Source organism: Brevibacillus ruminantium (assembly GCF_023746555.1).
Taxonomy (GTDB): Bacteria; Bacillota; Bacilli; order Brevibacillales; family Brevibacillaceae; genus Brevibacillus; species Brevibacillus ruminantium.
The window spans coordinates 5,462,181-5,482,180 of record NZ_CP098755.1 but is presented as its reverse complement, the minus strand read 5'-3'; the positions used below and the strand labels follow the sequence as shown (position 1 = coordinate 5,482,180).

Below are 20,000 nucleotides of genomic sequence, written 5' to 3'. Positions count from 1 at the left end.
AAGAATGGAGGTATCATCATTTTGAATCATTTGCCAAATTGTCCAAAATGTAATTCCGAATACACATACGAAGAAGGAAGTTTTCTGGTTTGCCCCATCTGTGCTCATGAGTGGACGCTGCAAGCTGGAGGCGAGAGCAGCGGTGATGCCAAAATCGTGAAAGACGCAAATGGGAACGTCCTGCAGGATGGCGACACCGTAACGGTCATCAAGGACTTGAAAGTGAAAGGAAGCTCGTTGGTCGTCAAAATCGGGACGAAGGTGAAAAATATCCGTTTGGTTGATGGAGATCATGATATCGATTGTAAAATTGATGGTTTTGGCGCTATGAAATTAAAATCGGAGTTCGTGAAGAAGGTATAGAGGAGCGATACATAGCCCCCACATTTGTGTGAGGCAACGCTCATATAAGCATGTCAGATTGTCGATGAACCCGCTATCTTCCTCCTGCCGAATGCAGCTGCTCCATTTTTTTCTTTTCCTCACCCTTATAGCTGGCCAAGACAGCACCGGTGATCGTGATGACGCCCCCGATCGAGGTCACGAAAGATAACTGTTCATCAAAAAGCGGCACGCCAAACACTACGGTCCAAACCGGCAGGAGGTTGATATAGGGCGCCGCTTTTCCCGCTCCCACGATTTTCACCCCCGCATTCCATGCCAAATAGGCGCCGACCGAAGCACACGTACTGACGTACAGAATGCAGAGCAGACCTGTTGTACTCAAATGGATCATGCTCGCATCCACGGTTCCGATACAGCTGATGCCGCTGAGAATCGTTCCGTAAAAGGCAGCGCCCGCTGTCAGCGTCAACGGATCCGTATCCTTGGCATATCGTTTGCCCAAAACGGTGTACAACCCCCATGCCAAACAGGACAAAAGAATGGCGATTTCACCGAGCAGAGATCCTTCGGAAGCGTCTGCCTGCTTGCCTTGAATCAGCAGAATGACCCCGGCGATGGAGATCACGGTCCCGATCCATGCTTTCACACTGATTTTTTCTTTCAGAAACAACGGACTGAGCAGCAGGATAAAAATCGGGATTCCGGCTGAAATCATCCCGGCGACAGATGCGTGCAAATACCGGAGCCCGACGTAATTTAGCGTGGAAAAGGCAAACACGCCAAAAAAACCGAGAATGAAGAATTCCTTCGCCTTTGAGAGGAGGGGGAAGCTTTTTTTGTTGATCGCCAGCAGTCCCCACAGCAAGACGGTGGACAAGCCCCAACGAATCGTGTTAAGCAGGGTGGGAGGCAATTCCTGAGACAAAAACCGTCCGCAAATATAGTTGCCGCCCCAAAGAATGGTTGCCAAGACTAAAAGGAAAATGCCGCGTTTCATCTCGTTATCCCTTTCTTGCAAAAATTATGTATCAATAATGGACACTATCGTATCAGTAATGATATATTGCAACTATGATAAAGAGGATGAAAAAAATTGTCAATGGAGAATGTAAGCGATGAACACACAGGAAACCGTAAACAGTGTCGTGCATGCGATAAAGCTTTTGGAACAATTTCACAATGGCGAGGGACTGCGTGCCAGTGAAATCAGCAAACGGATCGGGGTTCCCAGAGCGACCACGTATCGTCTCTTGAAAACATTGATGGCCCACCAGCTAGTCATACAGGGAGAGGACAAAAAATATCGGCTGACTTTGCGATTGCTCGAGCTGGGCAATGCCGCCCTATCGATTCCCAATCTCCAGCAGATCGTTGCCCCTTTTTTGATTGAGCTTGCCGAGCTTACAGGGGAAACCGGTCATTTTTCCATCGTCGATGGCTATCATGTTGGCTACATTGCCAAGAAGGACTCTCCCAATCCCTTTCGCATGCTGTCGCATGTAGGCTGGCGAGGTCCTTTGCACGCGACGGCGTCCGGCAAGATACTTCTGGCTCATGCAAAGTCCGAATACGTCGATCACGTCATCGGCCGAGGACTGGAGGCTTTTACAGCCAACACCATTACAGACCCCGTACAGATGAAGCAGGAGATCGCCAACGCGAGGGAAAACGGCTTTGCCATTGATGATGAAGAGCAAAGTGAAGGCTTGCTCTGTCATGCCGTCCCCGTTTCTTTGGGAGAGCAGATCGGCGCTTTGTCTGTTTCCGGGCTGAAATCGCGGATTCTTCAAAGGCTGACGCAAGCGGAGATTATTTCGATTCTTCAAGAAAAGAGCATGCAGATCACGCAGAAATTGGGAAGGTAATTCCCCCCAGGCGATCCCACTTTCTTCCTGATCAACCGTCAATATGATAAACTGTCAGGGAAGTATCGAGCATAGTCACGATCAAGCTGCAATCATGCTCATCCTTTCGAAATCGTACAAAACAGGTGGTACTAACATGCGCTCCATATGGCAGATTTACAAGACAGACTGGCTGAATATATTCAAGGTGCCGACGGGAATTTTTCTGATCGTCGCGATCATCCTGCTGCCCTGCCTTTATGATTGGGTCAATATCAAATCGGTCTGGGACCCGTACGCCAACACGGCAGGAGTCAAGGTGGCTGTTACGAGTGAAGACCAAGGCACGACGATTGCCGGTAAACAGATCAATATCGGGACAGAGCTGCTCCACAATCTGGAGAGCAACAAGAAGCTGGGATGGACATTTGTCGACAGGGAAGAAGCTGATCGGGGTGTGGATCGGGGAACCTATTACGCCAGTATCTTGATCCCGTCGGATTTCTCGGACAGAATCACAGGGATTGTCAACGGTCGTCTGGACCGCCCGGAAGTGATCTACAGTGTAAACGAAAAAGTGAATGCAGTTGCCCCCAAAATCACTTCATCCGGCGTCTCGACGATCGCCAAGCAGATCAATGAGAATTTTACGGAAGCGGTAAGTGAAGCCCTGCTGACGAAGCTGAAAGAGGTCGGGATTCAGATCGAGGAGCAGCTGCCGACGATCCGCAAAATCGAAAATGGCATTTTCGAGCTGGAAAAAAGGCTTCCCGAGATCCAGGCTGCCGGACAGAAGGTATTGGAGCTGGAGCAGAAGCTCCCGGACATTCATCAAAAAGCGCAGATCATCATTGAAGTCGAGAAAAAGATCCCCGAGATCAATCGGGCTGCGCAAAACGTGCTTCGCCTCCAGGGAAATTGGCCGACAATCAGTGATGCCGTCTCGCGTGTACTGGCCATCCAGGACAGGCTCCCTGAGATTCAACGCGCCGTGGCAGTAGTTCAGACGCTCGATCAAAACTTTGATCAGGTCGAAAAAACAGTGGATCTTGCTGCGGAAAAAGCGGGGCAAGCTCTTGAGATCGTGGACGCTGCGGAAAAAGCGATACCTCGCCTGGAGAAACTGGCCGCGAGCGGGGCCGATTTTGCCAATGAATTTAACCAGTTTCTGGTGTACCATGACGGAGCGTTCGAGACGATTGCTCCCGTGGTGAAGCATAGCCTGACGCTGGCCCAGCAGGCCGCCGCTGCTTCCGAAAGGCTCACGGAGAGGCTGCTCCAGATAAACCCCGCTCTACTGCCGACTGCCGAAGAGGCAAGGGCAGTGCAAGACAGACTGTCCAAAGCCGCAGGAGCAGTGGGACATCTGACATCTCTGCTCGATCGCATCAACGGCTATCTGCCGGGGAACCCGTTAGCTGAGAAGCTGAAACGGCTGCATACCATAGAAGACAATCTCAACCGGCAGGTCGAGCTGTTGGACCGGATAGCTGCTTCGCTGGAAAGCGGGAAAACCCCCGCCAAGGATCTTGTAAAAAGCTTGCACGAACTGTCCAAAGCGACCAACAGTGCTCTCGGTGACATTCTCGCAAGATACGACAGCGACATCGTGCCTGCCATCCAGGAAGCAATCGATAGGCTGAAACAGCTGACTGGAACGACGGCTGACGCATTGCAGGCGGCGAAAGACAGGCTTCCTGTGATCGCGGGCATTCTGTCTGACGTGCGGAAGGGGCTGGAGTTCGGACAGGCCGAGCTGACGAGAATCCAGGAGGAGATGCCCCGTCTGCGGGCGAAGGTCCATGAGCTGGCACAAACACTTCAGGAGCGTACAGACGCTCTCGAGCGGGCGTTTTCGGTCGCGGCCCCGATTATTCAGGAAAATCTCCCGGTGATTGGGGAAAAGCTGGACGAGGCGGCGCGTTTCATCCAAAATGATCTGCCCCGTGTGGAGGAGGAGATTACCAAGCTGGCTGATTTCGTCCGCGTCAAGCTGCCGGAGGTGGAGGCGGGCGTGCACAGAGTAGCAGAGCTGGTGCGTGACGATTTGCCTCAGCTCGAACATGCGATTCGCCAGGCAGCAGACAGGCTGAGAGAGGTGGAAGCAACGAACCACTTTGCCGACCTCGCCAAGCTGCTCCGCGGAGATATCAAGAAAGAGAGCGAGTTTTTGGCCAGTCCCGTCGAGATCAAAGAGATACGGAAATTCCCGATCCCGAATTACGGTTCCGCCATGTCACCGTTTTATGGCGTGCTGTCCCTGTGGGTGGGAGCGACGCTCTTGATCTCATTATTGAAACCGGATGCCGACAACCCGGACGGGCGTTATCGGTCTTATCAGTTGTACCTCGGCCGACTGGCAACCTTTGCAACCATCGGGCTGTTTCAGGCGTTGTTCATCACGCTGGGAGACATCTACATCCTCGGGGCCTATGTGGCAGACAAATTGCCGTTTGTGTTCTTCGCGATGCTGGTCAGTCTGGTGTTCGTAACGATTACGTATACCCTGCTTTCTGTTTTCGGCAACATCGGAAAAGGCATTGCGATCATCTTCATGGTGTTTCAGTTCTCCAGCTCGGGCGGAACGTTCCCGATCAGCATGACAGCGCCCTTTTTCCAGATGTTAAATCCGTTCATGCCTTTCACGTATGCGATCAGTCTGCTGCGAGAAGGGGTTGGCGGCATTTATTGGGAAACGGCAACGCGAGATATCCTGTGCCTGCTCGGGTTTATTGCCCTGAGCCTGTTCGTGGCTCTCGTATTGAAGCGTCCGCTCAGCAGCCTCATCAAAAAATCAACGGAGAATGCGAAGAAAACAAAAATCATCGCGTAACGTGATGCTGACCGACTGCCCCAGCATGGCAGAACGGCAGCAGCTGGTGGGAAAATTCAAGGTGCAACGAACAATCATTGACAACCTGCATAAACAAATTTACACTGTAATGAAATTGGATAATAAAACCTTGTTGGGACGTGGACTTTTCTGGAGATTGCTCTAGTTTCGCCACACTGTTTGTCAGTTGACAAATGGTGTGGCTTTTTTTGTTGAAAGGGTGAAAATCATGAAAACTTGGCATTATGCGGTAATTGTTTTTTTGGGCGGGTGCTGCTACGGAGCATTATCGACATTTGTGAAACTTGCTTACGCGGCGGGTTATTCGGTGACAGAGGTAACAGGCGGCCAATATTTTTTCGGAGCATTGCTTACCTGGGTACTCGTTCTGTTTATGAAAAAGAAAAAAATAACGTTAAATCAAACGTTCAAATTACTGGCATCCGGAATTCCGTTTGGCCTGACAGGTGTGTTTTATTATCAAGCACTGCAAACACTTAATGCTTCGCTAGCAATCATTTTTCTATTTCAATTTGTTTGGATTGGCACACTTTTTGAGTGGATACTGTATAAGAAAAAGCCAACAAAAGGGAAGGTGATTTCCATCGCCACTCTTCTCATCGGCTCCGCTTTGGCCGCTAACATTGTGTCAGCAGAGGGAATGGTTCTTTCATGGGAAGGAACAGTTTGGGCACTGCTTTCGGCCTTTACGTTTACAACGTTCATTTTTCTCAGCAGTTCAGTTGGGAAAGATACCCCGCCCATATTGAAAAGTGCTCTTCTTTCCACGGGCGGTTTGATCGTTGTCTTTTTGGTATTCCCGCCCATGTTTTTATTCGATTTACCCGTCGTAATGGGTGTTGCACCGTATGGATTGCTTCTCGGTTTTTTTGGAGTAGTTTTGCCGCCATTATTATTTTCAATTGGAATGCCGCATATCGGGCCGGGACTTGGCACCATATTAACATCTTCCGAGCTTCCCGTAGCCGTTTCCATGTCTTCACTCGTATTAGCTGAGTTTGTGAGCTTGTCGCAATGGATGGGAGTCGTGCTCATATTGGGCGGGATTGTAGTCGGAAATATCATGCATTCAAACAATAAAATGATGTCTGTAGATGTGGAAAAAAACCCCTTGTAACGGGCGATATTCTAGTGTCCTGCCAACGATCTCGAAAGCGATATTGGACGTATAACGGTTTTTCTGGCAAGTGCAGACGATGAAACCATTACTGCTATACGCCCGGTGCGATGACCAATATTGCCAACCGGCTGATCAAAATGGGGTTTGCTGAGCGGAAGTACGATGAACAGGATCGGCGAAATGTTTTCCTCGCGATTACGGACAAGGGCTTGGAAATCCTGAAAGAAGCCCAGCAAAAAGGGCAGGAGCTGCGAATCGAGCTGTTTCAGGTGCTGAGTGAGGAAGAAGTGCAGCAGTTTCAGGCGACCCATGAAAAGCTGCTGAAGAATTTGGAAGAGCAAAAAGAGGGATCGTGACAAAGAAAGCTGTGCCTGCTCCCAGACACAGCTTTTCTAGTACGCCCTTTTCGGGTTTAGTCATGTGGAGGAGAAGAGGCCCTAACCAAAACCGGTTGTCCCTCTTCCGCAAAAAACTGCTTCGTCAGCTTAAACACGACAGGACTGAGAAGCACCAACGCAATCAAATTGGGAATGACCCCAATCCCGATCAAAATATCGATAATCCCCCAAACCATCTGCAAACCGCCGACCGCCCCGATGAAGGTAAAAGGCAGGAAGCTGTACCGATAGAGAGGGCCCCACTTTTCTCCGGCAACGTATTTGAACAAAGTCTCACCATAAAATGAAAGCGCAATAATTGTTGAAAAGGCGAATAAGACCAGACTGACTGTCACAATGTATTTCAGGGCAGGGAAGACAGAGCCAAAGGCGAGGCTGGCTAAGACAGCGGGTGAACTGTCCGAAGACATGACGCCCGTGGTAAGTACGGCCAGAGCCGTAATCGTGCATACGCCAAACGTGCTGACGAATACTTCCATCACACCCCATAGGCCTTGTCTGGCGGGATGATCGGTTTTGGCAGTAGCGTGGGCGATCGGTGCCGTTCCTTGCCCGGCCTCGTTGGAGTATAATCCGCGGGCAACCCCGTACCGTATCGCTTCCATCACAGCAAAACCGGCGATGCCCCCACCTGCGGAAGTAGAGGAAAAAGCGCTGGAAAAAATGCTTCGAAACGCTTCAGGCACATGGCCGAAATTGACGATGATGACGATGAGACCGCCGATCAGGTACAGAATAGCCATGAACGGCACCAGGACTTCGGTAATTTTGCCGAGCATCTTGATCCCGCCGAGTGAAACGACGGCAACGAGCAGCAGCAGAACAATTCCGATCGCGACAGGGGAGATACCCGCAATATCCTTGATCGATTCGGAGATGCTGTTGGCCTGTACCATGTTTCCGCCCAGACAACCGAGAGCGACGCAGAGCGAAAAAATCGTAGCGAGAATAGGAGATTTCAATCCTCTTTTCATATACCACGCCGGACCGCCCGTGAAGGTACCGTCTTCTTTCTTTTCGCGAAAAGCGATGCTGAGCACAATTTCAGCATACTTGGTGCACATCCCGAAAAGTGCAGAGGCCCACATCCAGAATATCGCGCCGGGTCCCCCCATCGCCAAAGCCGTTGTGGTGCCAACAATATTCCCGACACCAATGGTAGAGGCCAGCGCTGTCGAAACAGCCTGCCTCGGGGTAAGGGTACCTTCTCCCGGTATTTCGGACTCTTTGAGATGGGCCCGTCCAAACGTCTGTTTCCAAATAAAAGGGAATTTGCGAATCTGGAGAAAGCCGGTACCGATGGTGTAGTACACGCCGACCCCAACGAAAAATACGACGAGCCAAGGCCCCCAGATCAATCCGCCGAGCCACGCGATCCATTCCGTAAATGTTTGCATCAAGCCCCCTCCTTTCTGACGCACGCAGCCACAAATGCCAGAAACAGCTTGAGATATTCCTCATGTTTGTCAACCATCATCTCTGGATGCCACTGGACAGCTACCACGAAGCGCTCCCCCGCCATTTCGATTCCTTCCACCAAGCCGTCAGGAGCGGTCATCGTCACGCTGAAATCGCTTCCAACTTGCTTGATTGCCTGGTGATTGTAGCTGTTTACACCGATTTCCTGAGCCTGGAAAATTGCTTCGAGCCGAGAACCAGGTTGAATAGAAGCGGGATGGACCGGATGGTATTTGGGCGAATACCTGAGAGCATGAGCGATTCCTTCCGGGCGTTCAGTCTGCAAATCCTGGTACAGCGTTCCGCCAGAAACTACGTTGAGGAGCTGGCTGCCCCGGCAGATTCCCAAAACAGGAAGATTCGTGTCCTGCAACACTTTTTTCGCGAGGGCGATTTCGTGCCGGTCGCGCTTCGGATCAATCGGGCCCAATCCGGCGCGCGGCCACTCGCCATAGTAAGCAGGATCGATGTCGGTGCCTCCTGTAAACAGGATGCCGTCCAGCTTTGACAAGAGCGGATACAGACTTTCAGGATTTTCCGTCACTGGCAGAATTACAGGAACGCCGCCGCTTCGTTCAATCGACTTGATATAATCGTCAGCGAGAAGCTGCCAGTCCTGGCCGGGCAAACCGAGATTGCTCGTGATCCCTACGTTGTCTTCATGAGAATAGTTGGCACTGATTCCTATCAAGGGTTTCATTGTTTGTTCCTCCTTCAGATGTCGGGTCACTCTTTATAAAGCAATCCTCGTGCCAACGATAAAAACGCATAAGAAAGAGGCTCCTTGGACAAGCCTTGTCAATTTGATTTGTCATTTTGACAAGGAAAATCAGAAATGCTGTTTCTTCTCCACTGAAAAAACGGACGCTCCGCTTGTCATTTTGACAAATGGGTTATCCGTTTGAGAAATTGAGGGAGGCTATTTCATTTCACGAAGGCGCCGGTATAATGTGGACAAGCTGATCCCCATCTGTTTTGCCACCATCGCCTTGCCTTCCAGATGATCACCGTACTGGTGCAACAGCCGTTGGATCGTTGCTCTCTCCAGCTGTTTCAGATTGCAGTCGGCGCCCTGCCCGGTTTGCGGGGAGGCAGCAGCGCGGAGCTTGGCGGGAAGACTTGCAGCTTCGATCGAATCAGTCTGTTCTACATGAACGGCATATTCGATCGCATTTTCCAATTCGCGGACATTGCCGGGCCATTGGTACAAGAGCAGCATTTGCTCTGCTTGCTCGGTAAAGGTTTCAATTTTCTTCCCAAAGATTCGATTGAACTTTTGCAAAAAGAACCGGGAAAGCGGCATTACATCTTCCCGGCGCTTGCGCAACGGAGGAAGCGGGAGCTGGATGACGTTGAGTCGATAGTATAAATCTTCACGGAATCTTCCTTCCGCGATCATGCGTTCCAGATTTTGATTCGTGGCCGCAATCAACCGTACATTCAAGTCAATCGGCTTGACGCTTCCGACGCGCTCCACCTTGTTGTACTCGATCACCCGCAACAGCTTTGGCTGCAGGTGCAGGGAGAGATCCCCGATTTCATCCAAAAACAGCGTTCCGTTCTGAGCCATTTCAAATTTGCCCGGCTTGCCGCCCTTTCTGGCTCCCGTAAATGCCCCTTCTTCAAAGCCAAACAGCTCGCTCTCCAACAAATTTTCCGGAATAGCTGCACAATTCACTGCGATGAACGGCCCGGAGCTGCGATCGCTCATCTGATGAATGGCGCGGGCAAACAGCTCCTTGCCTGTTCCGCTTTCGCCCTGAATAAGCACGTTGGAGCTGGCACGCGATGCGCTGGCAGCAATTCGTTTCGCTTCTTCGAAAACGGCGCTTTTTCCTTTGATTTGCTCCAGATGAACAGTGTGTATATCTGTACGGTCAGAATCGCGGGTATTTCTGTCCCGCGCTTCTTGCTCCCGGAATAAAAACAGCAGGTCGGAATGCGAGTTATCAGGCTGAACATTCTTCACTGTAATCCAGTAGGTTTCCCAGAAACCCCCATCCTCGTGTTCATAGGGCCAATCTTCTATGGGCTTGTCTGCTTTTAGCAGCTTCTCTGCCACATAAGCAGGGAGAAGGGTACTCAACGGCTTGCCTGCTCGCGCTCCGGCTTGTTCCATGTGCTGATTGCTCATCAGGATGGTTCCCGCCGCGTCTGTCAGCACAATCCCTTCTTTTACTGTATTCAAGATGGCATCCATTCTTTTTTGCTTCTCCGCTTCCTTCACCTTGGCAGCGATAAAATCAGAGAGATTTTTCATGAAAGCAAGCAGCTCGGTCTCCATATGAATCAGCTTGTCTTTGGCCTCTTCGGAAAACTCCGCAATGGAGATGGCGCCGATCGCTTCATTATCGATCTGGATAGGGTAGATGATACTGACTTCTTTCAGACAGATGTTACGCACTGTACAAGTTTGGCAGACCTGATGTTCCAGCGGATTGAATATGATCAGGGGAGAGTTGTTCCGGATCACATGGTAAAATGCTGATTCTTCTGGCAGTTTCAAGCCGACATATTGCTCATATCGTCCCGTACCGGCTATCCGCATCCGGCTGTCATCGACCACCGAAAGATCAAAATGGACAAGTGGTTTCATCGCTGCCAGCAGGTGACGAACAGCCTCGCCAATATTGTGCAATCGCGTCATGAAGTTTCCCCCTTATACTAATCTCATGCTTCCGCGATTTATGCAGCAAAGCTTTTTTACTGTGATAAACCTGTACGTCATGATCATTACGGTTATTATAACATTTTATACTGCGCCCCTCCCTTTACAGACAAAATTGACTGAATAGGTGTACAATGGCAAAAGTGAAGCAATACGGACAAAAGAGTGCCTCTTTCTGTGAATAGGAAGGCCGTGCACTGTCAAAGGTCAGGGGGAATGTGACATGGAAAAACGGCAGCCGATTGATCTGGGGCATGGGATCCAGTTGATCGACGGATTTGATTTGGGTTTGGAGAACAGGACAGGTACCTATGTGATGCAGGAGGAGGAGCTGACGCTGATTGAGACAAGCGCCAGTCCCTCCGTCCCGCATATCCTGGCCGGCTTGTCCGCTCTTGGGCTTGATCCGGCCGATGTCAAATACGTGATTGTAACGCATATCCATTTGGATCATGCCGGAGGGGCCGGGCTGCTTTTGCAAGAACACTGCCCGCAGGCAAAAGTTGTGGTTCATCCAAAGGGCGCCCGCCATCTGGTGGACCCGTCCCGGCTGATCATGGGAGCGCGGGCGGTATACGGGGACAAATTTGATCAGTTTTTTGAGCCGATCATTCCTGTGCCAGAGCAGCGGGTTTTGATCAAAGGGCATGAGGAGACGCTGCAGATCGGCCCCTCTCGTGTGCTGCGATTCTTTGATTCGCCGGGACATGCCTATCACCATTGCAGTATTTACGATCCCGTCAGCAATGGCATGTTTACCGGTGATACGCTGGGGGTTCAGTATTCCCAGTTAAAGGCGGACGGAGTTTCGCTGTATCTGCCGTCGACCTCGCCCAACCAGTTTGACCCGGAAGCGATGCTTCACTCACTGGCGATGGTCCAGGAGATGCAGGTAGAACGTATCTTTTTCGGCCATTTTGGCATGAGCACAGAGGTAGAAGAGGTATACCGCCAGCTTACGATGTGGATTCCCCGGTTTGTACAAATCGCGGAAGCTGTGGCTGCGAGCGGGGACCTGGAGAGCAGCGAGGTCAGCAGACAGCTGCTGGCGATGGTCGCATCCTATCTCAAGGATCAAGGCATTGCCGCCGATCACCCGGAGTTCGGCATACTGCGTTCTGATCTGGAAATATGCGCCATGGGACTGGTCGATTATTTGCAGAAAAAGCAATAAGACTGAGCATGGAGAAAAACCTCTACCGTCAGGCAGGGGTTTTTTGGTCGTTGAAAAAGACTTGCGTCAATTCTGAAAACTTTATATAATAAAAACCATAACATGCGTTAAAATAACGTTATATTAATTAATCGTCACATACCTGGAAAATACGATAGGGAAAGCAGGGATAATGAATGGTGAAATTGGTGGCTATTTACCGCGTCCCCGAGGATGTCGAAGCCTTTGACAAACATTACTTCGAAGTGCATGGTCCGCTGGCTGAAAAAATGCCAGGCCTGATCAAAATGGAAGTAGGCAAGGTATACGGTACTCCTGCTGGTGACAGCGATCTGCATCTGATCGCAGAAATGTACTTTGCATCTAAAGAGGCTTTGATGGAAGCGTTGTCATCCGCCGAAGGGCGTGCGGCAGGAAAAGACCTGCGCGGTTTTGCCGGGCAAGTGGTGTCCATGCATTTCGTCGAAGTGGTTGAAAAATGAGTGGAAAACGGATCGTAGACGAGCGTGAGATCCACCATAAGCATTACGAGGAAATCAGCGCCAAGCTGGTGCAGGATCAGTTCGCCCAGTTTCTCGGCATCAAGCTGCTGGAGCTGGGCGAGGGAACGGCAACGGCGGAAGTGTCCGTGCAGGAGCATATGCTGAATGCGCATGGCACCGCTCATGGAGCCTTGATTTTCTCACTGGCCGACTTCGTGTTTGCCGCCGCCTGCAACTCGTATGGCAAAACCTCGGTGGCTCTCTCGATGAACATTGGTTTTCTGGCGGCTGCGATGAAAGGGAATCGCCTGGTAGCGACAGCGACGGAAGAAAAGAAAAACAACCGCACTGCCTGGTATCGGATTCGGGTAGAAACCGAGCACGGTCTGGTCGCGACGCTGGATGCTTTGGCCTACCGCAAAAATGAGTACTTCGTGCCAATAGACGAAGAGGCTTGAGTCAAACGGAACGAGACACAGGAGTAAAGCAAAGAAAAGATAACCGTACGATAAGCGAACACATTAATGAAAACAAAACTGAACGCAAGACACGCGGAAAGGATGCCAGATGTCACGCATAGGGCTCCTTTCACCGTTTCAACGCAGATCAAAGAAAAAGGGGACGCTTTGATGACAGAGGAAATCCGAAACCGATTCAATCACTATCTGGGCATCGAGGTCGTGCACCGGGATGAGCAGGGATGCAGAGTAGCGTTGAAAATCCGCCCCGAGCTGTTCAACAGTATCGAAGGGGTTGTGCATGGCGGAGTCACCGCCACGTTGGCAGATGTGGCCATGGGCCACGGCGCCGCTCCCCATATCGATGGCGTACAGCAGTGCGTTACGGTGGAGAGCAAGATTCAATACCTGAGTCCGGCGCGCGGTGAACGGCTGGAGGCGGAATCTCGCGTGCTGAAAAGCGGACGAAGCCTGATCGTGATGGAAGCTCGCGTGACCTGTGACGGGAAGCTGGTCGCCTTTGCTACTGGCACCTACGCGCGAGTCTTTGGCAAACCATCCTAATCCCGCCCGAGGAGGACAAACATGAGCCAGGAAACCGTACGATTTGAACGGGACGGGCATTTGGGCATCATCACCTTGAACCGTCCGGATGAACTCAATGCTTTGAATTACGATACCCTTGAGCGTCTGGGGGAGCTGATCGATCAGGTGCGGCTGGATTCCAAAGAAGTCCGGGTCGTGATCATCCGGGCAGAGGGCCGCGCCTTCTGTGCAGGAGCCGACTTGAAGGAGCGCCGCACCCTGACAGAGCAGCAGGTCCGCCGCAATGTACGCAAGATCAGAGATGTCTTTACAGCGCTGGAGCGTCTCTCCCAGCCGACGATTGCCATGATTAACGGCTTTGCCTTTGGCGGCGGATTCGAGCTGGCACTCGCTTGTGACTTCCGCTACGCGCTGACAGATGCCAGGATGGGTCTGACCGAGGTCAGCCTGGGCATCATCCCCGGTGCGGGAGGTACGCAGCGCTTGTCCCGGCTGGTAGGCCCGTCCAAGGCCAAAGAGCTGATCTTGACGGCTCGCCGCATTACGGCCGAGGAAGCGTACCGGCTTGGGTTTGTGAGCGGGGTGGCAGAGGATGCCGAACAACTGGAACAACTGGCAATGGGCCTGGCCCAGGAGATTCTCGCCAATGCGCCGCTTGCCGTATATCAGGCCAAAGCCGCGATTGACCGCGGATCGAGTGTGGATCTGCAAACCGGACTCGATCTGGAAACGATGTGTTACGAAGTGATTATACCGACCAAAGACCGTCTGGAAGCATTAGAAGCGTTCCGCGAAAAGCGGAGACCGGTGTTTACGGGCGAATAACAGCATCTAGAGGAGCAGACGATAAACGAAACGGAATGAGGGGAAACGGCATGATCTTTAATGTAGAAATGGAAACGCTGCCAAGAAATAAAATGGGCGAAATCCAACTGGAACGCTTGAAGGAAACCGTTAAACGAGCCTATGAGCGAGTACCGTTTCATCAGGAAGCGTTTAAGGCCGCTGGCGTGAAGCCCGAAGACATTCAATCCCTGGAAGACATTCAGAAGCTACCGTTTATGAAAAAAACGCATTTGCGTGAAAACTATCCGTTTAATCTGTTCGCTGTTGATATGAAAGAAGTTGCTCGAATTCACGGTTCCTCGGGAACCAAAGGAAAACCGACGGTGGTAGGATACACCAAAAAGGACCTGGAAAACTGGGCGGAGATCGTAGCCCGTGCCATCTGCTGCGCTGGCGGCGAGCCGGGAGACATTTTCCACAATGCCTACGGCTACGGACTGTTTACCGGCGGCCTTGGTCTGCACAACGGCATTGAGCATTTGGGGGCTGTCGCGGTGCCTGTATCCGGCGGCAACACCTCCCGCCAAATCACGCTCATCCAGGATTTCCAGCCGCGCGGACTGGCGGCGACACCGTCCTACGTGTTGAATATCGTGGAGGAAATGAAGAAGATGGGTCTTGACCCGCGTGAAACCAGTCTGAAATACGGCATTTTCGGTGCGGAGCCGTGGTCCGAGGAAATGCGCGTGCAGCTCGAAGAATCGCTCGGCATCAAGGCCGTGGATATCTACGGACTGAGTGAAGTGATGGGTCCTGGCGTCTCGATCGAATGCCACGAAGCGCAGGACGGTTTGCACATCGCAGACGATCATTTTTATGCCGAAATCATCGATCCGCAAACAGGGGAAGTTCTCCCGTACGGACAAGAAGGCGAACTGGTCTTCACGTCATTGACGAAAGAAGCTTTCCCGGTGATCCGCTACCGCACAGGCGATATCGCTTCACTCAATCCGGAGCCCTGTAAGTGCGGCCGCACGACCATGCGCATGTCTCGCATCAAGGGACGGGTGGACGATATGCTCATCATTCGCGGCGTCAATGTATTCCCGACGGAAATCGAGTCGGTTCTGCTTACCTTCGATCAATTGGCCCCGCACTATCAGGTCGTCATTGAGCGGGATGGTGCCCTGGACCGCTTTGAGGTGCACTGTGAGCTGACTCCGGATTACGCAAGCCAGATCGCGGGCAATGAAAATGCAGCGATTGCTCCGTTGGTGAAAGAGATCGGCCATACGATCAAATGCACGCTGGGTGTGACGGTCGTACTGCGCGTACTGCCGCCAAACTCCCTGCTTCGAAGCGAAGGCAAAGCGATTCGCATCGTCGACAACCGCAACAAGCCGCAAGCCGCGATCTAAACGGCTGTTGCCAGGAGAAAGGTGTGAATAGTCCGTGTCGTATGAATTCATCACAGTTTCCATAGACGAAACAGTCGGGTTGATTACACTTAATCGACCGAAGATTCTCAATGCCTTGAATTTACAGTTAGTAGATGAGCTGGTAGCGGAGCTTGAGCGCATGGATCGTGACCCCGCCATCCGCGTCATCCTCATCACCGGAAATGAACAGGCATTTGCCGCCGGTGCCGATATCAATGAAATGGCGGAAGCGTCGGCTATTGAAATCATGAAAAGAAATCAGTTCGCTGTCTGGGATCGCATGTCCCTGATCTCCAAGCCGATCATCGGGGCCGTCAGCGGCTTTGTCCTCGGCGGAGGCTGTGAGCTGATGATGAACTGCGACATTGTCATCGCCTCGGAAACAGCGCAGATCGGCCAGCCGGAAATCAAGCTGGGCGTGATGCCCGGCGCTGGCGGGACGCAGCGTCTGACTCGTGCGGTTGGACTGCGCAAGGCAATGGAGATGCTGCTGACAGGCGATCCGATTTCAGCCAGAGAAGCTTGGCAGTACGGGCTCGTCAATCGGGTAGTGCCTGTAGAAGCGTACCTGCAGGAAGCGCTCAAGCTGGCCAAAAAAGTAGCCAAACAGCCGCCTCTGGCCGTTCAGGTGATCAAGAAGTCCGTGCACAAAGCGGAAGATCTGCCGCTTCAGGAAGGCATGGACTACGAACGAAGCGGCTTCTACCTGCTGCTGGCCAGCGAAGATCGCAAGGAAGGCATGCAGGCCTTCCTGGAAAAGCGCAAACCCCGGTTTACGGGAAACTAGGAGGCAGCCATGTACGAAACGATTCTCTATGAAGTGACGGAAGGCGTCGCGGTCATCACGCTGAATCGCCCGGAAAAATTTAATGCCTTCACCGAACAGATGAATAAAGAAATCACCGCTGCGCTCAAGCAGGCGCAAAAGGATGCCGATGTCCGCTGCATTTTGCTGACAGGAGCCGGACGCGCTTTTAACGCCGGCCAGGATTTGGGCGATGTGCAGGGCGGCGGCGTGGACTTCGGCGGCTTTTTGCGAAACCGTTACAATCCGATGATTCTTCAGTTCCGAAAAACGGAAAAGCCGATCATCGCGGCAGTCAACGGTGTGGCTGCAGGAGCAGGCATGAGTCTGGCGCTAGCTTGTGATATCCGGCTGGCATCGGAAAAAGCGTCGTTCGTCAACGCCTTTGTCAACATCGGGCTGGTTCCTGATTCGGGCGGCTGCTACTTCCTCCCGCGTATCGTGGGGATCGGCAAGGCGCTGGAGCTGGCGATGACGGGCGAAAAGCTGTCCGCAGAGGAAGCACTGAAGCTCGGTCTGGTCAATCAGGTCTACCCGGCTGACTCGTTCCAGGAGGAGGCGCTGGCATATGCCCGCAAGCTGGCGGTATTGCCGACCCGTGCGATTGGCCTGATCAAACGCACGATGTACAAGGGACTGGAGATGGATCTGGAAGAGACGCTGGAATACGAAACGTACGCGCAGGAAGCGGCTGGAAGCACGGAGGACCACCGGGAAGGGGTTGCCGCCTTCCTGGAAAAACGTGCGCCCCGATTCCAGGGACGCTAGGCAAAAGGGAGGCTCGGCAAGTGGGTAAGCATACAGAAACGGTTGGTGTAATCGGCGCAGGTACGATGGGGGCGGGGATCGCCCTTGTCTGTGCCCGCAAAGGACATATGGTCAAGCTCTTGGATACCAATCAGGCTGTACTGGACAAGGCATTCGCCTATTTGCAGGCAACCCTGTCCAAGGACGTGGACAAAGGCAAGATCAACGAGCAGCAAAAGGCGGATACGCTTGAACTGGTGGATTTGGTCTCGGCTATGGAGCATTTGGCTGTTTGCGATATCGTGATCGAAGCAGTGCCGGAGCGGCTCGATCTGAAAAAGAATATTTTCAGCGGGCTCTCCCGGATATGTCGGAGCGACGCCCTGCTGCTGAGCAATACCTCCTCGATCTCGATCACGGAAATAGCGGGAGGATTGCCCCATCCCGAGCGCATTCTCGGGTTTCATTTTTTCAACCCGGCCCCGGTAATGCCGCTGGTCGAGGTGATTCGCGGAACGAAATCCAGCGAAGAAAATGTGCAGCGTGCGTACCGCTTTGCGGAAGAGCTGGGCAAGGTGCCCGTCCTGGTGACGGACTCACCCGGCTTTATCGTCAACCGGATCGCCCGCCCTTATTATAATGAAGCATTGCGCATCCTTGGCGACCATGTAGCCGATGTGAAAAAGATTGACCGGATCATGAAGCGGGCCGGCGGATTCAAAATGGGGCCGTTTGAGCTGCAGGACATGATCGGCATTGACATCAATTTTGCCACCACCCAATCGGTGTACGCCGATTTCTTCCACGAAGGACGATTTAAGCCCAGCCGGATTCAGCAACGGATGGTTCAGGCCGGAAGCCTGGGCAGAAAGACGGGGGAAGGTTTCTATGACTACAACAACTAAAGCCATTTTACTTGCTGGCGACAGTCCGCTCTACGCCGAGCTGCATCAGTTGATCACGGACAGCGGCTATCAGGTGCTCTCGCCTGATGAATCGGCAGCCAGGCTGCAGGAGATCATTCTCGCCGTCGAAGTGAACAATGTCAATCTGCAGGCAAAAGAGGAATGCATTCGCGAGCTGGATCGACTGCTTCCCGCGCATGTGCCCATCATCACTACATCGCTGGCAATTACGGCGACAGAGGCGGCCTCCTGGACAGAGCATCCCGAGCGTGTCTGCGGATTCGGTACGCTGGTGCCTCTGGCTGAGCGGGAGCTGTTTGAAATCGCTCCGGCACTGCAAACGGAGGCGGCAGCCATGCAGGTGGCCATCTCTTTCTTTCAATCCCTCGGCAAGGAGACAGAGATCGTGGACGACGAGGTGGGTCTCGTTTTCCCGCGAATCCTGTCACTGATTATCAACGAAGCGGCCTTTACTCTGATGGAAAAGGCGGCGACCCCCAGAGATATCGATATCGCGATGAAAAAAGGAACCAATTATCCCTATGGTCCGCTGGAATGGGCGGATCGGATCGGCTTGGACGAAATCTATGCGATCATTCGCGGATTGCAGCGCGATCTGGCCGAGGAACGCTACCGTCCGGCGCCGCTTCTGCGCAAGCTGGTGCTGGCAAAACGCATTGGCGTTCGCGCCGGACAAGGCTTTTACAGCTATGCGGATAAGGAGGGGAGCGAAGGATGAGTCAGATGAGATCGGATGCCTACGTCACTGCGGCGGTTCGCACGCCCATCGGCAAGCTGGGCGGCAGCTTGAAAAACACGCCGATAGACGATTTGACCGCTATCGTTTTGAACGGAGCCTTGCAGCAGGCGGGCCAAAGCGGGGAAGCCGTGGACGGGGTCATCATGGGCAACGTGATTTCAGCCGGTCCCTTCATTAATATCGCTCGGGTAGGGCTGCTGAAGGCCGGGTTGCCGGAATCCGTACCGGGTCTGACGGTGAACCGGGTGTGTGCCTCTGGTTTGGAAGCGATCAATCTGGCGGCTCAGTCGATCCAGGCCGGTCACAGCAGTGTCATGCTGGCTGGCGGGGTGGAAAACCTCACCCGTTCTCCGTATATCATGGAAAAATTTGAGCAGCCGTACCAGCGCGGCGGGCAGATGCTGATCGAATCCTTTGGCGGCCCGCGCTCTGCGCCTGTTACGCTGTACGGCGATTTGACCATGGGCGATACCGCGGAAAATGTGGCCGAGCAATTCGGCATCAGCCGTGAGGATCAGGATCGGTTTGCCCTGGAAAGCCAAAGGCGGGCCGTCGCTGCGATCGATGCCGGTCTGTTCCGGGATGAGATCGTCCCCGTAACCCTGCGCGGAAAAAAGGGAGAAGAAATCCTGTTTGACACCGATGAATTTCCGCGCCGCGACGCCAGTCTCGAATCGCTGGCCAAGCTGCGTCCGGCTTTTCGCAAAGCGGGCAGCGTGACAGCAGGCAACTCGTCGGGGATCAATGATGGCGCGGCCGCTGTCCTGCTCATGAATGAACAGAAGCTGAAAGAGACGGGCCTTATGCCGCTTGGACGGATCGTCCATTTTGTATCAGCCGGCGTGGACCCGCGCATCATGGGCATTGGACCGGTCACTGCCATCCGCAAGCTGCTTTCTGAGGCAAACATGACCGTTGAGCAAATCGACCTGTTTGAATTAAACGAAGCCTTTGCCTCGCAGGCGCTTGCCTGTATGCGCGAGCTAGGGCTACCGCCGGAGAAGACCAATGTAAACGGAGGAGCGATCGCTCTGGGTCATCCGCTTGGCTGCTCGGGCGCACGTCTGCTCGGAACGATTTTGTACGAACTGCGCCGCCGCAAGCAGCGCTATGGCGTCGTCTCTTTGTGCATCGGCGGCGGACAGGGCTTGGCCACACTGGTAGAAGCTTTGTAGAGGTTCGGGGAGAAAGAAGTCTGTACGCGATGGAGG

20 protein-coding genes are annotated in these 20,000 nt (G+C 52.8%); 16 read left to right on the top strand and 4 right to left on the bottom strand.

From position 1 onward, the window contains the following. Window positions 1–21 precede the first annotated feature (21 nt). Window positions 22–363 (top strand): zinc ribbon domain-containing protein YjdM, encoded by a 342-nt coding sequence (locus NDK47_RS26800; RefSeq protein WP_251872751.1) that lies wholly within the window; start codon window positions 22–24, stop codon window positions 361–363. Between the two features lie 73 nt (window positions 364–436). On the opposite strand, the gene NDK47_RS26795 is transcribed toward NDK47_RS26800, so the two are convergent. Then, on the bottom strand, window positions 437–1,342 hold the full coding sequence (locus tag NDK47_RS26795; RefSeq protein ID WP_251872750.1) for a DMT family transporter: 906 nt from the start codon (window positions 1,340–1,342) through the stop codon (window positions 437–439). Window positions 1,343–1,460: 118 nt separating this feature from the next. Here NDK47_RS26795 and NDK47_RS26790 point away from each other — a divergent pair, with 118 nt between their 5' ends. The 4 genes from NDK47_RS26790 to NDK47_RS26775 all read left to right on the top strand — a co-directional run bounded on the left by NDK47_RS26790 (window position 1,461) and on the right by NDK47_RS26775 (window position 6,519). Beyond that, window positions 1,461–2,210, top strand: coding sequence for an IclR family transcriptional regulator (locus NDK47_RS26790; RefSeq protein WP_251872749.1), 750 nt, complete (start codon window positions 1,461–1,463; stop codon window positions 2,208–2,210). Window positions 2,211–2,346: 136 nt separating this feature from the next. Further along, complete coding sequence (locus NDK47_RS26785) at window positions 2,347–5,022, top strand: YhgE/Pip domain-containing protein (protein ID WP_251872748.1); 2,676 nt, start codon at window positions 2,347–2,349, stop codon at window positions 5,020–5,022. Window positions 5,023–5,251: 229 nt separating this feature from the next. Next, window positions 5,252–6,160 carry an EamA family transporter gene (locus tag NDK47_RS26780; RefSeq protein ID WP_251872747.1) on the top strand — a complete coding sequence of 303 codons (909 nt, stop codon included), beginning with the start codon at window positions 5,252–5,254 and terminating at the stop codon, window positions 6,158–6,160. 110 nt (window positions 6,161–6,270) lie between these two features. Next, window positions 6,271–6,519 (top strand): MarR family winged helix-turn-helix transcriptional regulator, encoded by a 249-nt coding sequence (locus NDK47_RS26775; RefSeq protein WP_251872746.1) that lies wholly within the window; start codon window positions 6,271–6,273, stop codon window positions 6,517–6,519. Window positions 6,520–6,575: 56 nt separating this feature from the next. Here the strand turns inward: NDK47_RS26775 and NDK47_RS26770 are convergent, their stop codons facing one another. From NDK47_RS26770 to NDK47_RS26760, 3 genes are all read right to left on the bottom strand, one after another. Continuing rightward, on the bottom strand, window positions 6,576–7,958 hold the full coding sequence (locus NDK47_RS26770) for an alanine/glycine:cation symporter family protein (protein ID WP_251872745.1): 1,383 nt from the start codon (window positions 7,956–7,958) through the stop codon (window positions 6,576–6,578). Then, window positions 7,958–8,719, bottom strand: coding sequence for a gamma-glutamyl-gamma-aminobutyrate hydrolase family protein (locus tag NDK47_RS26765; protein WP_251872744.1), 762 nt, complete (start codon window positions 8,717–8,719; stop codon window positions 7,958–7,960). The genes NDK47_RS26770 and NDK47_RS26765 overlap by 1 nt, the downstream gene beginning before the upstream one ends. Before the next feature lie 219 nt (window positions 8,720–8,938). Next, the gene (locus NDK47_RS26760; RefSeq protein ID WP_251872743.1) at window positions 8,939–10,666 is read right to left on the bottom strand and encodes a sigma-54 interaction domain-containing protein; all 1,728 of its coding nucleotides are present in this window, start codon (window positions 10,664–10,666) and stop codon (window positions 8,939–8,941) included. A gap of 244 nt (window positions 10,667–10,910) precedes the next feature. On the opposite strand from NDK47_RS26760, the gene NDK47_RS26755 reads away from it, so the two are divergent. The 11 genes from NDK47_RS26755 (at window position 10,911) to NDK47_RS26705 (ending at window position 19,964) form a co-directional block, all read left to right on the top strand. Next, window positions 10,911–11,861 (top strand): MBL fold metallo-hydrolase, encoded by a 951-nt coding sequence (locus NDK47_RS26755; protein ID WP_251872742.1) that lies wholly within the window; start codon window positions 10,911–10,913, stop codon window positions 11,859–11,861. A gap of 176 nt (window positions 11,862–12,037) precedes the next feature. After that, window positions 12,038–12,343: an EthD family reductase gene (locus NDK47_RS26750; protein WP_251872741.1), complete on the top strand. Its 306-nt coding sequence runs from the start codon at window positions 12,038–12,040 to the stop codon at window positions 12,341–12,343. Then, a complete protein-coding gene (locus NDK47_RS26745) occupies window positions 12,340–12,801 on the top strand; it encodes a hotdog fold thioesterase (RefSeq protein WP_251872740.1) in 462 nt (153 codons plus the stop codon). Before NDK47_RS26750 ends, NDK47_RS26745 begins: the two co-directional genes overlap by 4 nt. A gap of 171 nt (window positions 12,802–12,972) precedes the next feature. After that, window positions 12,973–13,365, top strand: coding sequence for a PaaI family thioesterase (locus NDK47_RS26740; RefSeq protein ID WP_251872739.1), 393 nt, complete (start codon window positions 12,973–12,975; stop codon window positions 13,363–13,365). A 21-nt stretch (window positions 13,366–13,386) separates the two neighbouring features. Beyond that, window positions 13,387–14,172, top strand: a complete 786-nt coding sequence (locus tag NDK47_RS26735; RefSeq protein WP_251872738.1) for an enoyl-CoA hydratase-related protein — start codon at window positions 13,387–13,389, stop codon at window positions 14,170–14,172. A gap of 50 nt (window positions 14,173–14,222) precedes the next feature. Then, window positions 14,223–15,551, top strand: a complete 1,329-nt coding sequence (gene paaK, locus NDK47_RS26730) for a phenylacetate--CoA ligase PaaK (RefSeq protein ID WP_251872737.1) — start codon at window positions 14,223–14,225, stop codon at window positions 15,549–15,551. A gap of 34 nt (window positions 15,552–15,585) precedes the next feature. Next, the gene (locus NDK47_RS26725; protein ID WP_251872736.1) at window positions 15,586–16,359 is read left to right on the top strand and encodes an enoyl-CoA hydratase-related protein; all 774 of its coding nucleotides are present in this window, start codon (window positions 15,586–15,588) and stop codon (window positions 16,357–16,359) included. A gap of 9 nt (window positions 16,360–16,368) precedes the next feature. Continuing rightward, window positions 16,369–17,145: an enoyl-CoA hydratase-related protein gene (locus tag NDK47_RS26720; RefSeq protein ID WP_251872735.1), complete on the top strand. Its 777-nt coding sequence runs from the start codon at window positions 16,369–16,371 to the stop codon at window positions 17,143–17,145. A gap of 65 nt (window positions 17,146–17,210) precedes the next feature. After that, window positions 17,211–18,029 (top strand): 3-hydroxyacyl-CoA dehydrogenase family protein, encoded by an 819-nt coding sequence (locus NDK47_RS26715; RefSeq protein ID WP_251876411.1) that lies wholly within the window; start codon window positions 17,211–17,213, stop codon window positions 18,027–18,029. After that, window positions 18,013–18,768, top strand: coding sequence for a 3-hydroxyacyl-CoA dehydrogenase family protein (locus NDK47_RS26710; protein WP_251872734.1), 756 nt, complete (start codon window positions 18,013–18,015; stop codon window positions 18,766–18,768). The genes NDK47_RS26715 and NDK47_RS26710 overlap by 17 nt, the downstream gene beginning before the upstream one ends. Then, window positions 18,765–19,964, top strand: coding sequence for a thiolase family protein (locus NDK47_RS26705; RefSeq protein ID WP_251872733.1), 1,200 nt, complete (start codon window positions 18,765–18,767; stop codon window positions 19,962–19,964). Before NDK47_RS26710 ends, NDK47_RS26705 begins: the two co-directional genes overlap by 4 nt. The last annotated feature ends 36 nt before the right edge of the window (window positions 19,965–20,000 follow it).